This window comes from Gracilimonas sp. (assembly GCF_017641085.1).
GTDB lineage: Bacteria > Bacteroidota > Rhodothermia > Balneolales > Balneolaceae > Gracilimonas.
Genome location: NZ_JAEPPI010000001.1, coordinates 360,950 through 378,042 on the forward strand (window position 1 = coordinate 360,950; position 17,093 = coordinate 378,042).

The following is a 17,093-nucleotide window of genomic DNA, read 5'->3' on the forward strand; positions in this document are numbered from 1 at the left end:
ATATAAACGTGCTCGATCGCTGGGTAAATATCTTCTTTTCGTTAGCACTGGTTTTTGTATTCATCCTGTTTGGTGACTCTCAACAACACAACCAGATTCTTTTAGGGCTTTTTCTCGCCGCTTTGTTATCCATCACCGCTTTCATTTTGAACTGGTTAACGATTGACGGTGCTTCTTCAGCAACCATATTTGGTGGATTTGCTTATGGTTTAGGCGGACTTGCCGGGGCTGCCGTAGTGCTGGCCTTCTTTATATCGGGATCGGTGCTTTCCAAAGATTTAATATCCCGCGAAGGTTTCCTGGAAAAGAAATTCCGGCGTAATGGTAAACAGGTTTGGTCGAACGGGTTTTGGTTTGTCCTCTGGATTTTAATTTGGTTCTTGACCGATGTAGATGCTTTTCTGATTGGCGCCGTAACATCCATTGCAACCGCTGCTTCCGATACCTGGGCTACAGAAATTGGAGAAAACCGGCTAAAGGGTAAAACCCGGCTTATTACTACCGGAGAAAAAGTTCAGCCCGGAACCGACGGCGGCATTAGCTTTTATGGAACCGTTGCTGCACTTACCGGCGCAGCTTTTATAGCGGCTGTGTTCTGGTTTTTTGCTATTAACACCATGCTTTCAACCATTTTGATAATTGCGATCACCGGATTTTTTGGTTCCCTCATCGATTCTTACATTGGCGCCCGGTTTCAGAATGCGGCGTACAGCCTTCCCGGACTTTCATTAATTGGTTTGGAGAATATGTATGTTAGCAACAATTTCGTGAATTGGATTTCTGCAGGCCTGGCTTCAGTAATCAGTTTGATATTAATCTTAATCATTGGCGTATGAAATGGTATAAAAAACTACACTGGCAAATTATAATTGGATTGATTTTAGGTCTCCTTTGGGGGCTGCTGGCCAGTGTCACCGGGTTAAATGAATTTACTTCTGACTACATCAAACCCTTTGGCACCATTTTCATAGCCATGCTGAAGCTGATCGCGATGCCACTGGTGCTGGTATCACTTGTGGTAGGGGTTACCAGTTTAAATGATACCACCAAGCTGTCGAGGATGGGTTTCAAAACAGTGTCGATTTATGCCGTAACAACTGTTTTTGCGATCACTATAGGTTTAGTAGCGGTGAATGTGATTCAACCCGGAAAAACCCTCCCGGCCGAAACAACAGCCACCCTGCAGGAAAGCTACAGCGAGTCAGTTGACGATCGAAGCGCCACGGCAGAACTGGTGCAGAATCGCGGTCCGCTCGACTTTATTGTAGATATCGTACCCGAAAACTTCTTTGCTGCTGCATCCAATAACTCAAGTATGTTGCAGGTGGTATTTGTAGCTATTCTACTTGGAATTGGGATTATCCAGATTGGAGGTAAAAAAGCCCAGACGCTGGTGGATGTATTCGATGCCTTTAATGATGTAATTATTCGGATTGTGGAGCTCATCATGCTTACCGCTCCCTATGGGGTTTTTGCGTTGATGGCCTCCTTGATCATAGATCTCGCCGGGGATGACCTCTCTCAGGCTATGGAATTATTATACGCATTGGGGTGGTATTGCCTGACGGTAATCATAGCCCTTATTCTTCACGTTTTTATAGTTTATGCCAGCCTGTTCAAAGTGATGAGCGACATGAAGCTTTCGACCTTTTTCAGGGCCATACAACCTGCTATGCTGCTCGGTTTTAGTACCAGCTCCAGTTCAGCTACGCTTCCGGTTACCATGGAGCGTGTGGAAAAAAACCTGGGTGTTGAAGACGAAGTTGCCAGTTTTGTGCTTCCCATCGGAGCAACCGTGAATATGGATGGAACGAGTTTATACCAGGCAGTAGCGGCCGTATTTATTGCCCAGGCATTAGGGATGGATTTAACCATTGCTCAGCAATTGATGATTGTGTTAACGGCAACGGCAGCTTCCATTGGTGCTGCCGGTGTTCCCGGAGCCGGTATTGTGATGCTGGTTATTGTACTGGAAGCCATTCAGGTGCCCACAGCGGGAATAGCGCTCATCCTTGGGGTAGATCGCATTCTGGATATGTGCCGAACCACAGTCAATATCACGGGAGATGCTGCGGTGGCAGTGGCAGTGGCATCCTCAGAAGGGCGGTTAGGGGCTCCTAATCTGGATGATTAGAATTTCAGAAAACAGGAAATTTTATATGCCTTTATGCCTGAAAATCTGTTAATTGAAGGAACAAAACTAACGAGTAACACGTGTGCCTATGGCTCAAAAGTTACTATCCGGTAAACATTTAAAAGCACTACATATCGCCCTCTTCTTGCTGGTTGCCGCCTTGGGTTTCAAGGCAACAGCCCAGTCTGTATTGCTTCCGGGCGATGTAGTTATTGTATCTGCAAATGCGGATACTCATTCCATCGATTTTATACCGCTTATCGATATTGAGGAAGGTACGGTGCTGTATTTCTCAAATGGGAAGTGGGATAAGGAAGCTCAAACTTTATCCGGGAATGAGCTTAAGGTAACATTCAAGAGCCCGATTCAGGCCGGCACAAATATTCACCTAAATGACTTTAATGATGACCGGCTGGATATTGAAGGTGAGATGAGTTTTGAAGGCGGAACGTACCGTCTTTTTGCCTATCAGAGAGAAGAAGTATATCGGTTTATTTTTGCTATAGGCTGGGGGAAAGGGGGTGTATGGAATACCTTAGAGAAAGAAACACTGGGGTCAGACATCCCGGAAAGTTTGCAAGAAAGCGATCACACCTACCTGACACTGGGTGATGCCTCGAACTATCAGTATTACATCAGAAACGGAGCCAGCGGAACCCGGAATTTGTTGCTCCAGTATGTGGGAAATGAAAGCCATTGGCGTGGAAGTGAAAGCAAGCCTTTCCCAATTTTTGGAACCTCTTTTAATTTACTCGCCCCGCCGGTCGTTCTTTTTGATCAAAGTGTTTCTACTGTTCAGGAATCAGATTCGGTAGCTATTTTGAATGTCGCTATTTATGAACATGATGGCTCCAGGCTTTCCGTTGATGTTAAGTTTGACACCCTTCGAAGTATCACATCTCCTGATGATTACACCGACTTTGAAACCACAACCCTCAATTTTACCGGATTGATTGGGGATGGTGTATATGAAGTAAGGGTTCCGATTACAGATGACAGTGACTATGAAGGAAGAGAAACCGGTATTTTTACCCTGCAGAATTTAACAAAAGGAAATTACGGAGACTTCCTCACGCACAGCAAAATCATTCTGGACAATGAAAAGCCGGAGGTGTTAATATCTCAGGTTGCAAATACCCCTGAAGGAGCTGATTTTGTGGAACTCCAGAACATGGAAGATGGCGTTGTCTCATTAAATGGCTGGAGCCTTTCCTCTAAAGACCAAAAATATACATTTGCTGAAGATGCTGTTTTATTTCCTCAGCAAACCATTCGTATTAAGCATAAAGCTTCAGCGGCTGAAGTAGATTCATTAGAGACTACTATTTACACAAATCTTGATAGGCCTTTGCTCAATAGAAGAGGCGGACAATTGGTGTTGAAAGATTTCAGCGGAGAGAAAATTCATGAGTTCAAGTACTCAGAACTGAAAAGGCAAAGTGAAAGCAATTCAGGGAGGGATGACTTGGTTTCAGGTAATGTTATAAATAATAGCAATCCACAAGTTAATGATGGTAATCTGCTTGGGCTGAAGGCTTCTGTACAGCAAATGGCACAACCGGGGTTGAAAGTAATCACCCAGACTGATGGAATTAGAGATGTATTCCCGGAAGCACGATTAAAAGGCTGGAATGAGAGCGAACAACAATTTGTGGAAGTAGCTTCAGAGTCGGCTTCGATGTCTGATTTTGGAATTCTGATTGGGCACTTCGAGGGAGAAGAAGCACAGAAATTAGCCGAGTGGAAAAAGAAAACTTCACAAAAAAAGCAGAATAGAAGCACACTCTCATTTAGTGTTTCAGCTACTGATCATGACCAAAATGAAGCCTTAAACGGAACGGAAGGTTTGAATCTGGTTTACAATAATTTGGACAGTCCCGTCAGCGTACAACGAATTCTTGAGCTGGCTGAAGAGAAATATCCCGAAATTGCCATAAAACAACTTATCTACGGAGTGAAGCAAAATGCTACGGGAGACTTGGACTTTGTACCACTGCAAGATGAAGATCAAATTCCGGCTCAGGCTCCCTTTTGGATCATACTGGAAAATATCCAACCTGAAATAGAAATAAATTTCGATCTGCAGGAAATCAGCCAGCCGGCAGCTGCTGCAGATACAGAGGAACTGACGGATGGAGAAATAACGACGATATCCCTTAAGCTTAATTCACAGGCTCAGAGCGAAAAGGTGACCGTTCACTTTGCAGATAACGGCACAACGGAAAGCGTAAAAGACCTTAATTCGTACCCGGAGTTGTTCCTTGGCAACCACACTTTTCTGGATATGGCATTTTCCGGCGGGGAGGAATATTTCAGTGAGATTATACTATCCTCGAAAATAGAACAGGCGCTCTCATTGCCGTTGCAATTCAGTACTTCCGGTTCCGGTAAGTTGACTCTTTCTATAAGTGAGTGGGAGGCTATTCCTGCTGATTGGGAAATTAAGCTGGAAGATAAAGCAGCACAGAAAGAGTATGTTCTGAGAGAAGATTTCAGCATGACTTTCGACCACTCGGTGTTAGCTGAGGAAGCCAATCGGAACCGGGAAGCTTCGTTATCAGATTATGCGAAAAAAGACCGCTTTGTGATTCACATACAACCTCCCGGGCAAATTGCAGAAGGTGATGAGGAAGACGATACTTTGCCGCGGGAAGTAGAGCTTCACCAAAATTTCCCCAACCCATTTAACCCGGCCACTATTATTTCATTTTATCTGCCGGAATCAGAAGAAGTTCGTCTCTCTATTTTTAATATTGTAGGCCAGCCGGTTGCGGTGATTGCAGAAGGAACCATGTCGGCCGGAGAGCATCAGTTTGAATGGGATGCCACAGACAAACCCAGCGGGATGTACATCTATCAGCTGGAAGTTGGAAAGAGTGTTATGACCCGAAAAATGACATTAGTAAAATAGTGAACAGATTTCGTGTGATAACAGTTATTCCAAATAAGTAACCATAAATCAAAAAAGGACAAGTACTCTTTACCTATCATGCAGTTTAAAACAATTCAAGGGGTGGAAGTGCCCGAAGTAGGGTTAGGAACACACCGATTAATTGGCAGAGAAGGCGAAAACACAATAAAGCTGGCACTGAATCTTGGCTATCGCCACATCGACACTGCCCAAAGCTATAAAAACGAAAGAGAAGTCGGGGAGGCCATCAAGAGATCACATGTTGATCGGGAAGAGATATTTCTTACCACCAAAGTTTGGCATACCCATCTTGAGAAAGACGACGTTTTAAAGATTGCAGAAAACTCACTTCGGGAATTGGACACTCCTTATGTGGATTTGTTGCTGGTGCACTGGCCCAACCCGGAAGTAAACATCGAAAAAACGATGGAGGCTTTTCTGTCACTGCGCGACCAGGGTAAAGCGCTGAACATTGGCGTTGCCAACTTTCCGCTGAAGTTATTGAAGGAAGTGAATGAAGAGCTTGGTGCCCCCATCTTTTGCAATCAGGTTGAATACCATCCCTTCCTGAGCCAGTTTGATTTACTGGACTATACCGCCGAGCAGGATATCCTTTTTACCGCATATTCCCCGCTTGCACAGGCAAAAGTGATGGAGAATCCATTGCTTCAAAAGCTTGGTGAAAAATACGGAAAATCACCGGCACAAATTGCCCTGCGCTGGTTGATAGAACAAGAGCAGGTGGTTGCAATCCCGAAGGCTTCATCGGAAGAACACCTGAAAGAGAACATCGATGTGTTTGATTTTGTGCTGGAAGACGACGACTTCTATGCCATCGATGATATCCAGAAAGATACCCGGTTAATCGATCCCGACTTTGCCCCTGAATGGGATAAATAGTAGCTGATAAGCAACTATTCAACCCTTCCAGGGTTAAGCCAAATTTGTTTGAGTCAGACCGATTGCCAAAACCCTGGAAGGGTTAGTTCAGGCATCGAAAGGTAGATTCGGGCAAGAAAAAAAGCTTTTACTACCCATATATATTTCATAACCCTTCCAGAGTTAAACCCTCGTGCTTTTGTTAGGCTTATTGCCATAACTCTGGAAGGGTTATTGGTAGTATAGGTAAGGAGTTTAATCAGCTGCAGGCAGCTAAGGCCAGTACATCCCCATCCTGGTTTGTAAGCTGATGGCGGTAGTTTTGATGCTCTTCGTTTTTTCGTTCGGAAGTGATCATATCACCAGAGCGGCTTTCCCGCATGAACATGATATCCATGTTTTTGATCAGGTAGGCTTTGTCATCATCGTAAGTCTCCATCAGCCACTCCACAAAGCGGGCATTGTTTACGTGCTCGTTCATATCCAGGTCTGAATTTCGGACTACAAACTTTTTAGTTACATCCGCATCCTCAAAGGAATTCAAGCGATCGGATTTTACCGGCATCACATGTTCCAATTCTGATAACCGAAGGTCCAGAACGTCTTGCGGCATGCGGGTAGGCTTACGGGTCTTTAAATTGATCATCATCCAATAGCTGAGGCAAGCCCCGATTTGGGTGCCTTCTTCATCCAAAATGCGGTAATCCCGATAGGCTCGTAAAGCATCGCCGGCGGCCGGCCAGGTTTCGATAGTGATTTTTTCCCTCCAGTTTGGATAACGCTCAATCTTGATGTCCATACGATGAAGCACCCAGGTGAGGTCTTTCTCCTGAAGCTGAGTGATATCAAAATTGAGTTTGTGGGCGTGATTCCCGGCTACTTCCTGAAAGAGAGAGCAAAGGGCCGGAAGGGTAATTTGCCCCCCGGAGCCAACTTCACTGGCCCGGATGGTAAAGGTTTCGCTATGCTTGGTGATGTTATCAGTCATGGATGAAGGTGAAGTTCCGAATCACCCCAAACATAAATGAAAAAAAGGATTTATGTGTCGATGATTACTTAGCCGCATGCAATATTCGGTTGCTCCAGATCTTGATGTCATCCAGGATCACATAAATGGAGGGCAGTACCAAGAGGGTTACTACTGTAGAAAAGGTAAGTCCGCCTACAATGGCACGTGCCATCGGGAAGTAGGGAGGGCCGTCGCCGCCAATCTGTGTGGTTCCGAAACAAAGGGGAACCAAACCAAGCACAGTGGTAGCTGCCGTCATCAGGATAGGGCGCATGCGGTCTCGTCCGCCTTGTATAACGGCTTCCCTTCGCGATAAACCCTCACTGCGCAGATGGTTAATATGATCAATCAGCACGATCCCGTTATTCACTACAATTCCCATCAGGATAAGAATTCCGATGAAGGCCATCAGGTCAAAAGTGGTTCCTGTGATAAAGAAGAACCAAAAGATTCCGATCATACCGTAAAAAATGCAGGAGAGCACGCTGGTGGGATAAATAAGCGATTCAAACAGGGAGGCCATGATCAGATAAATCAGGAAAAAAGCTATGGAGATATTAAAAAGCATGGTGTTCATCGCATCCATATCATTTCCAAAGCTTCGTCCGTAGCTCCATCCGTAGCCGGCGGGATATATAATTTGATCCATCACCTGCGATATTTTTCCGCGCGCTTCATCCGATGTAATATCATCGAGGTTGATGGAAATCCCCAGGGAAGTGCGGCGGTTTTCACGGAAAATGCGTCCGGCGCCGGGTCGCTCTTCAAAGTCGGCAAGGGTGGCAAGCTTCACTGATTGATCGTCATTAATAGAAATCGGCAGGTTTTTAAGATCATCGATGGTTTGCCGGTTTACATCCTGAAAGGCAAGGACCACATCGATTTCACTGTCTTCACCGCGAATACGCTGTATGGTTTGTCCGCGCATAGCTCCGGATACCATGCTGGCAACCGCCGATGAGGTAAGCCCGAAATTACGGGCGCGGTCATGATTTACGGTGAGGCGGATTTCATCACTTCCGGTCTCCGCTTCAGAACGAACATCGGCAAAGCCTTCAATTTGACCAAGTCGCCATTCCACCTGTTCGGCCAACTCTTCAAGTACGTCCATCGATTCGCCCTGTACAAAAACCCGAACCTGTTCGGCACTGTTACGGCTGATAAACTCAAAAGCCGGCTGACCGAGTGCAATTTTGGGCAGGTCTTTTTGGATTTCTTCCTTAATCTGCGTCACCGCCTTTTTGGCATCGTCCTCGTCAATAAGGTTGATTGTAGATTGGGCGTATTCGGGCTGGTAGTAGGTGTAAACAGACTCTATTTCGAATTTATCCTGGTTTTCGTAAAGGTATTCTTCAATCCGATCTACCGATTCTTTTACTCGATCCAGGGTATAACTGGCATTCAGATTATATTGAAGGCGTAGCTGCCGTTCTTCAATCCTTGGAAACATATCCACGTTCATAAATGCAATAGGGACGCCGCCACTCAAAAACAGCAAAACAATAAAAAGCACTGAGATTTTACGACGTTCCAATAACCATCCAAGCAAGGCGGAGTATTTTATGGAAAGTTTATCAATAACTGTTTTTTTCTTTGATTTTTCAGGCGGATGAATCTTGGAGGCGAGCAGGGGTATCACTGTAAGCGAAATAACCAGCGAAGCCAGCAGAGCAATGATAATCGCCATACCTATGTAATACATATGCTGTGAGATAAAGCTCTCATTCACTACGTTTGGCAGGAAAACGATGATGGAGGTCAGCGTACCAGCCGTAACGGCTATGGAAACTTCTTTGGCTCCTAGAATAGCTGATTTACGAGCGTCATTTCCTTTGCGTTGATACCGGTGTATGTTCTCGGTTACTACTACGGCGTTGTCCACAAGCATACCAATAGCGAGCATCAGTCCCATCATGGAAAGGATATTCAGCGAAATGTCGAGGAAGTAGAAAAAGCCAAGCGTTACAATGAGTGAAAAGGGGACGGCTGTGGCAACGATGAGGGTGGTGCTCATTTGTCGAAGGAAAATATACAGTACAATTACCGAGAGCAGTGCACCGATCATTCCGGAATTAAAAAGCTCCCGAAGCGAACTCAGGATTCCGTCGGCCTGGTTAAACATCTCATAAATCTCTATGCCCTGCATTTCAGGAAGCTCATTTACCTTGTCAATTTCGGCTAAAACTTCATCAACTACCTGAACGGTATTGGCGGTAGATTCCTTGGTGATATCCAACCCGATTGCGTATTTGCGATCGAGGTGACGGGCATAATTTCGTTCGGGGGAAGTATATTTAACGGTGGCAATATCCTTTACGCGGATGTTATTATCGGCCACAATGAGATTTTCGATATCCTCAACGCCATTCAGGTTGCCAACCGGACGAACCATGTATCGCAGACCGGAATCAGTAATTTTACCTGCTGAAATTGAAAAATTCGCTTGTCTTAGGGTACTGCTCAGCCTGTTCAAGTTAATATTGTACTGGGTGAGCCGGTCCGGGTCAAGTTCAATACGTATTTCCTTTTTCTCTACGCCATACAGGGTAACCTGTCCAACTCCGGGAATGCGTTCGATGCGCTGCTTCAGGTTGCGGTTCAACAACTCATAAGCATCTGACAGATCCCGGTTACTGGAAATACGCAGCTGAAGGGTAGGGGCATCTCCATCCTGGAATTTATTGATGGTATAGTATTCAAAATCATCAGGTAGCTGATTTCGGATGCTTTCGATCTTTTCCTTAATCTCGATGGCTTTGAGATCAATTTCATTTCCCTGCTTAAAAATGACGATTACCCCGGCATTATCCTCTCCCGAATTGGAGTTAATACGTTCTACCCCGCTGATGGTAGCCAGCACTTCTTCAATAGGCCGGGCTATATTTTCATTTACCTCGGTAGGTGTAGAATTGGGGTATGGAAGCTGCACAAAAGCCCCGGGAAAAGTGATGTTCGGCATAAACTCGAGCGGTACCAGCCGAGTGGCAATTAACCCTACAACCAACAGGCTGACAAAAACCATGAGTGTGGTTACCGGGCGACGTATGGATAAATCGGTAATATGCATGGCAGTTTATTAAGCCGTTTCGGTTTCGGGTTGAGGGGTATAGCTCTTGCGGTCAAGGATGTCGTACATCACAGGAATAACCACGAGGGTGAGCAAGGTTGAAAACAACAGTCCGCCAATTACGGTGATACCCATCGGGGCACGCAGTTCGGCACCATCGCCAAAACCAATTGCAAGAGGGAGCAAACCGAGAGTAGTAGTCAAGGTGGTCATCAAAATCGGGCGTAAGCGGGATTTTCCCCCTTCTTTGATAGCCTCCAGTTTCTCAACGCCTTTCATGCGCATCTGGTTAATCAGGTCGATAAGCACGATTGCGTTATTAACTACAATACCGGCCAGAAGTATCAATCCTATAAATACAACCACACTGATAGTTGTGCCGGTGATGTATAGCCCAAGAATGGCTCCAACTAAAGCCAGCGGAATGGTAAAGAGGATGATGAATGGATGCAGCAGCGACTCAAATTGAGAGGCCATCACCAGGTACACAAGGAAAATAGCGAGAGAAAGAGCGAAGATGAGGGACTGAAAAGAGTCCGCCATTTCCTCATTTTGTCCGCCAATTTGGGCAAGAATTCCGGCCGGTAAAGTGGTTTCAGCCAGAGCTTGTTCTACTTCTTCGGCTGCTTCGCCCAAATCACCATAATTCAGGTTAGCTGAGACAATAGCGACACGTTGCTGTGCCACACGGCGGATTTCACCCGGTCCGTTAGCAATCTGCACTTTAGCTATCGCGCTGAGAGGAATAGGACGGTCGCTGTCCGGGTTTACAATCAAACGCTGAATTTCATCGATGGATGCACGATCGGCCTCACGGGCTCGAACCAGCACATCAATTTTACGATCTCTCCAGGAATAGCGGGTAGCCACATCTCCACGAACGTTACTTACAATACGGTCGGCTACTTCATGTACCTGTAAACCGAGGGCGGCAGCCCGGTCGCGATCAAATAAAATCTGGATTTCAGGGCTTCCGGTTTCCATGGTACTTTTCACATCAGCAAACCGGTCGTTTGAAGAAAGTTTACGGGCCACGGCATCACCGGCTAGTTTGAGTTTGTCCAGGTCAAAACCTGAAATTTCAATCTCAATAGGTGTTTTGAAAGAGAACAGGGAAGGGCGGGAGAATTTGTACTGCAAACCCGGAATTTGTTGAAGGGAAGATCGCATCTGATCCATCGCTGCTTCTTCTTCTGTAGTGGAAGAACCGGATGCAAGCGTTACGCTGAGCTCTCCCCAGTTTTCGCCGCCTTGTTCTGGATTGGCATCCATTTGGTTTCCAGTTCCTGCTACGGCAAAGGTGGTTCTTACATTATCCAGGTTCCTGGATTTGTTCTGAACCGAGCGCAGGGCTTTATCGGTTTCTTCAATTGGAGTTCCGGGAGGCAACTTGAATTCCACGGCAAACTCACCCTGCGATAGCTGAGGTATGAGCTCAATGCCGATTTGGGGAACCAATGCGAGTGACCCCACAAAAGACAACAAAGCAACCGTGAGGACAACAAATTTATGATTCAGAGACCAGCGAAGTAAGCCGGCATACACTTTTTCCGTAGCCTGATAGGATTGATCAAAAACCCATACAAAGGGTGAAAACAGAGCTTTTGTAATTTTGCTAATCCAGCGGAAAATGAATTTAATTCCTTTTGTTAAAGCAGTAGGGATGGTGTAAAACAAAAACATACGTACGGATCGTAGTCCGCGACCGGCCTTGGTTTTAGGCTCTTTTAAATTCAGGGGCTGAGATTCGGTTTTCTTTCCTCCAATAGAAGAGAGCATAGGAATCAGCGTGATGGCTACAATCAGTGAAGCCAATAAGGAGAAGGTCACCGTCAGTGCCTGATCACGAAAAAGCTGTCCGGCAATTCCTTGAACAAATACCAACGGAAAGAATACAGCGATGGTGGTGAGGGTGGAGGCGATTACGGCCATTCCAACTTCTCCGGCACCTTCACGGGCCGATTCTACAATTCCTTTCCCCATTTCCCGGTGCCGGGCTATGTTCTCCAGCACTACGATGGAGTTATCCACCAGCATCCCGATACCAAGAGCAATACCACCCAAAGACATAATGTTTAGTGAAATATCGTTGCCGTACATCAGGTTGAATGTGGCTATAATGGATACCGGAATAGAAACAGAAATAATGACGGTGGTCCAGAAATTCCGGAGGAATAAATACAGCACAAGTACTGCCAGAATACCACCAATGATTCCGGCATTCTTCACTTCATTCACTGCAGAAGCTATAAACACAGACTGATCATACACTTTTTCCAATTTCATGTTAGAAGGAAGGGCATCACGGATATTCCCCATTCGGGCGTTGACGGCCTCAGCCACAGCTACGGTGTTGGCATCCCCTTCTTTGTAAATGGCAATTTCCACGGCTTCAGCACCATTCAGGCGGGTGATGGCCTCACGTTCTTTATACGCCTGGGTTACATCGGCTACATCTTTCAGGTAAATGGTATTGTCCTGATTTCGGGCAACAACCACATTTCGAATTTGTTCTACCGACTTAAATTCATTCAGCGTCCGCACCAGATACTGCTGGGTTCCTTCCTCAAGCCGACCCCCGGAAAGATTTACGTTTTCAGCACTTAAAATCTGTGTTACGCTTTCAATAGGGATGTTCAAATAAGCGAGTCGCTGCTGATCAATGTTTACCTGTATCTCTTCTTCAAGTCCACCACTGATTTTTACCGAAGCAACCCCAAGGGCGGATTCTAAATTCTTTTTGAGCTGTTCATCCGCTAATACACGCAGGCCTTTCAATCGGGAAATTGCGTCCGGGCTTTCCAGGTCCTGATAGCCTGCGTAATCCACATTTACACCATCCCCGGAAGGATTATCAGTCCCGCCTTCGTTGTAATAGAGGGCATACCGCATGATGGGATCGAGCGTGGGATCAAAGCGTAAGGTAACCGGTTTATCGGCGTCTAAAGGAAGCTGAACGGCATCCAGTTTGGCCATAACGTCCAGGTTCGCAATGTTCATATCGGTTCCCCAGGCAAATTCCAGCACTACATCAGACTGACCCGCACGGGAAATGGAACGTACTTGCTGTACGCCTTTCACAACTCCAACCGCTTCTTCAACGGGCTTGGTAATCAGGTTTTCAACTTCAACAGGAGCTGCACCTTCAAATTCGGTTCGGATGGTGAGGGTTGGATAGCTGAGTTCAGGGAGCAGGTTTACATTAAGCCGGGAGAGGGAAACCATTCCGAACAGCAGAATCCCGACTGTAAACATGGCAATGGTAACTTTCCGGCGTATAGAAAGGTCAATGATTTTCATAGGAGAGCCTGTTTACAGATTGGAGATAACGTTTACTTTGGTGCTGTCCTGAAGACTTCCTTGCCCAATGGTGACTACCATTTCGCCTTCTTCCAGTCCTTCGATCACTTCAACATTCACCCCGTTGGTGTAACCGGTTTTAATAGCTTTTTTGAAGGCCAGTGAGTCTTTGATCACATATACACTTTGGGCGAGATCTTCCGACATAACGGCTGATTTAGGAATCATGCGGGTGTTTTCACGGGTGTCGTACACAATTTTCACACGCCCGAACATACCGGGGCGAAGCATACCTTTGGTTTCATCCACATACACAGTCACTTTAAACGTTCCGGTTTGGGAGTCCACAACCGGGCTGATGCGTTCTACATGGCCGGCGAAGGTTTGATTGGGTAAAGCATCCACTTTGAGTTCCGCGCGCTGGTCATTTCTGATTTTTGCCATCTCATGCTCCGGGATGTGCAATATTGCCTGCAATGGACTAAAATCGGTAACCCGATACACCTGCTGATCTGTGCCGATCATATTTCCAACTTTCACAAATCGCTCAGAAATCACTCCGCCAATCGGAGATTTAATAGATGTATGCTCAAGATTCAGTTGAGCAAGCTCATAGGCTGCTTTTTGAGACTCATACTCGTATTGAGCATTTTGGTAGGCTTCGGCAGCAATCAGGTTCTTTTCATAAAGTTCTTTGTTACGGTCAAAGTCGTTTTTCAGTCGGTCTAAAGTTGCTTTGGCCCGGGCTGCTTCAATACGGTACTGGTCGTCTTCAATTTTCGCGATCACCTGTCCGGCTTTAACCTCATCGCCTTCCTCAACATAAATTTCCCGAACAATTCCGCGAACTTTAGCTACCACTGTAGCTTCTTGTTCGGCTTCAAGAGTGGCGGTGTTGGCATAGTAAGCAGAGATATCTCCCCGGCTCACGTTACTGACTTCCACCGGAATAATCAGATCTTCGTCTTCACCATTTTGATTTTCTTCGTTTCCATTGTTACAAGCACTGGTGAATATCAAAGCTGTAATCATGACCAATAGCGGGAGGGAGTAGCGTAATGTTTTCATCTGAGTGTATTAAAACCGTTTTGATTATTTGCAACGGTGTTGGCTTACGCCCGGATGAAATCTTTGTTTCGGGAAGGCTGAAGTTTCTATTGGCTTGTTCTATACAATCTGACCAATCCGAGTGCTATTCTTCGGGCTGTACGGCTTGTATAATTTGTACCACGAGGTTGGAGCTTATTCAATGAGGCCGGGTCTCAGGATTAAGTAGTGAAGCGGAGCTTTGTTAAGAGGTTAAAACCCATATACGGATATGGAAAACTGATGGAAGGACGAGCCGGTAAGTGGATGATTGGTTTCGTTGACACTGTAAGTTGACCAGCTATAACTGAAATCCAAATGATTTGCTACGGACCTGATTACGGGGTGCTCGTTTTTGCTGAATAATAGTTTAAGAATCGGTTTGGCACTCAAAGAAACACCGGATGTATTCACTGATTTCCTGTAACCGGGTCCATAGTATCGCCCAAGTCCGGCTGTAAAACCTTCAAGAATATGTAGTCTGAAACCCTGACTTATTTCTATATCGTCATCACTCTTGGAAAGCAATACATTGTCCAGCATGGGAATGATGCCCGGTTTTTTGTTATAGCTGACCGAATTTCCATGCACAGCAATTCGGAGGTCTTTGGCATCAACAGCCCAGTCAATTTTTACCAACTCCATACTATTGCCGGCTATCATATCCTCATAAGCGAGTGAAAGTCCGTAACCAAAAATGGATTTTCGTGGCAAGGGGTCAGGTCTTACGGAGGCATCATACTGGATGAAGGCTCCATCATTTTGCAAGGCATACCCAATCGATGCTTCTGCTTTGAAACTATTGATAGAAAAGGGGTAACCGATCTGAATTCCGAAATCGTTGGCTTCAACTTTTGCCTGATATAATCCCAGATCAGAGTCAATCTTTTTGAATGAATAGCCAATACTCACCCAGATCCCGAAATCATATCTGAGTCCAACCGAGTAAAGCTGATAATTTTCAACGGGATTGTAGGTACTGTCAGGCATTGGGTTATTCAGATCAGAATATTGGATTTCTCCCAGTTCAAACCGGGTATTCATTACTCCAACACCAATACTAAGAGGAACATCATTAAACTTATATCCTGCAGCCAGAGAAGAGTTGTAAAGTCTGGGGTTATCATAGAGGTCAGGCAACCAGTTATTGCCATTTGGGTGAAATTGATAAGAGAAATTTTTTGAGGCTCCAAAGTTTCCGAGCTGAGCAGGGTTGTAATAAAAGGCCACATTATAATTGGAAGGGAGAGCTACCAATGCTCCGGCATTCATGTTGGTTTGGGCATCCGGCCTGATCTCAAGAAAAGGAACTGCTGTCACGGCCACTTGGGCATTTACATTCAAACAAACTGAGAGGAGAATTAGGGTGATAGCGGAAAGAAATTTCATCAGACCAGGTAATGACTTTAATATTTAGTGGATGACTGTTTTTAATACTCAAATCTGAGATAACACAAAGATTATGCTGAATACAATAATGAATACGATAAACATGCCCATGCATCCTTTCTGTTCAGATTCGATGATCGGCGTACCTTCTTTATAAAGATCAAATACCACTCCATTCATACCAAACCCAAACTGGATGGTGCATTCTACATCTCTGCCATCTTCCCTGACCGTGAACGTATGCTCTGCCCCCAGCATAGAATAGGTGGATGAGACCACCTCACCATTTACCTTTACCGTTTCTTTGCCAAGCAGTGTATTAAAGAGCTCAATTTTGTTATCCCCAAGGTGAACGGTTGTGTATTTCATAGTGCTGTACCCATTTGTTTAGCGATAAAAATTCAACTTTAGGCATAAGGTACTAATTTGTTGAGTTATTGAGTGAATAATTTCTTTCGTAGTAGTAGCCCGAATCAGATCCAGAAAAAACATAAAAAAAGCCACAAACCATCTTTCAGATTTGTAGCTCAGGGAGGGGAAATTCAGAATATCACCCCAGGAAATTAGCGCCTTTTTCAGGCACAACCACTTCCGTGTCGGTGATGTCTTCCAGTATTTCTTTGAATTCCTCAGGGTCTGCTTCAATAGGAGGCCACGTATTGTAGTGCATAGGCACGGCCATCTTAGCCCCGATCAGTTCTACAGCATAAGCGGCTTCTTCAGGCCCCATAGTGAAATGATCCCCAATGGGTGCCAGTACCACATGCGGCCGGTAAAGCTCTCCATAGAACTCAAGATCAGCAAAAATGTTGGTATCGCCCATATGGTAAATGCAGATGTCATCTTCAAATGAAAGCACGAGTCCGCCTGGATCGCCGGCATACTTTCCTTTATAGGAAGAGCTGTGGTTGGCAGAGACCAGCGTTACGGAAAAGTCTTCAAAATGAACAGTTCCGCCTTTATTAAAACCAATGGCTTGTTCTTCCGGCAACCCTTCTTCCTGTAAGATTCCCATCAGTTCCAGAATGCCCACAACTTTGGCTCCGGTATTTTTGGCAATTTCCACGGTATCGCCCACATGATCTTCATGCCCGTGGGTCAGTAAAATATAATCGGCTTCTTCTACTTCTTTAAGTTCATCCGGGGTGGAGGGGTTGTCTTTCAGAAACGGATCGATATAAATAATCTTTCCACTTTGGCTCTCCAGCTTAAAGGCTGAATGCCCCAGCCAGTGTGCTTTAACTTGTGTATTCATGATCTCCTTAATTTAATTAGGTTAAATCTGTTATCGTAAACTACTTAACTAAATGAAAACCAT

General features: G+C 45.3%; 11 protein-coding genes. 4 read left to right on the forward strand and 7 right to left on the reverse strand.

All coding sequences use genetic code 11. The features are described 5' to 3' along the window. Positions 1-8: 8 nt before the first annotated feature. From JJ941_RS01495 to JJ941_RS01510, 4 genes are all read left to right on the forward strand, one after another. A complete protein-coding gene (locus JJ941_RS01495; RefSeq protein ID WP_290961468.1) occupies positions 9-836 on the forward strand; it encodes a DUF92 domain-containing protein in 828 nt (275 codons plus the stop codon). After that, positions 833-2,134 (forward strand): dicarboxylate/amino acid:cation symporter, encoded by a 1,302-nt coding sequence (locus JJ941_RS01500; protein ID WP_290961471.1) that lies wholly within the window; start codon positions 833-835, stop codon positions 2,132-2,134. The genes JJ941_RS01495 and JJ941_RS01500 overlap by 4 nt, the downstream gene beginning before the upstream one ends. Before the next feature lie 88 nt (positions 2,135-2,222). Then, positions 2,223-5,045 (forward strand): lamin tail domain-containing protein, encoded by a 2,823-nt coding sequence (locus JJ941_RS01505; RefSeq protein ID WP_290961473.1) that lies wholly within the window; start codon positions 2,223-2,225, stop codon positions 5,043-5,045. A gap of 78 nt (positions 5,046-5,123) precedes the next feature. Continuing rightward, on the forward strand, positions 5,124-5,945 hold the full coding sequence (locus tag JJ941_RS01510) for an aldo/keto reductase (RefSeq protein ID WP_255132554.1): 822 nt from the start codon (positions 5,124-5,126) through the stop codon (positions 5,943-5,945). A 238-nt stretch (positions 5,946-6,183) separates the two neighbouring features. On the opposite strand, the gene JJ941_RS01515 is transcribed toward JJ941_RS01510, so the two are convergent. The 7 genes from JJ941_RS01515 to JJ941_RS01545 form a co-directional block, all read right to left on the reverse strand. Next, the gene (locus JJ941_RS01515) at positions 6,184-6,912 is read right to left on the reverse strand and encodes an acyl-ACP thioesterase domain-containing protein (protein WP_290961476.1); all 729 of its coding nucleotides are present in this window, start codon (positions 6,910-6,912) and stop codon (positions 6,184-6,186) included. 64 nt (positions 6,913-6,976) lie between these two features. After that, a complete protein-coding gene (locus JJ941_RS01520) occupies positions 6,977-10,000 on the reverse strand; it encodes an efflux RND transporter permease subunit (protein ID WP_290961479.1) in 3,024 nt (1,007 codons plus the stop codon). A gap of 9 nt (positions 10,001-10,009) precedes the next feature. After that, entirely contained in the window at positions 10,010-13,300 is a 3,291-nt protein-coding gene (locus JJ941_RS01525) for an efflux RND transporter permease subunit (protein WP_290961482.1), read from the reverse strand. Positions 13,301-13,312: 12 nt separating this feature from the next. Further along, the gene (locus JJ941_RS01530; RefSeq protein ID WP_290961486.1) at positions 13,313-14,368 is read right to left on the reverse strand and encodes an efflux RND transporter periplasmic adaptor subunit; all 1,056 of its coding nucleotides are present in this window, start codon (positions 14,366-14,368) and stop codon (positions 13,313-13,315) included. Between the two features lie 231 nt (positions 14,369-14,599). Continuing rightward, the gene (locus JJ941_RS01535; protein WP_290961487.1) at positions 14,600-15,775 is read right to left on the reverse strand and encodes a hypothetical protein; all 1,176 of its coding nucleotides are present in this window, start codon (positions 15,773-15,775) and stop codon (positions 14,600-14,602) included. Positions 15,776-15,823: 48 nt separating this feature from the next. After that, positions 15,824-16,144: a hypothetical protein gene (locus JJ941_RS01540; protein WP_255132544.1), complete on the reverse strand. Its 321-nt coding sequence runs from the start codon at positions 16,142-16,144 to the stop codon at positions 15,824-15,826. A 181-nt stretch (positions 16,145-16,325) separates the two neighbouring features. After that, positions 16,326-17,030: a metal-dependent hydrolase gene (locus JJ941_RS01545; protein ID WP_290961490.1), complete on the reverse strand. Its 705-nt coding sequence runs from the start codon at positions 17,028-17,030 to the stop codon at positions 16,326-16,328. Positions 17,031-17,093: the final 63 nt, after the last annotated feature.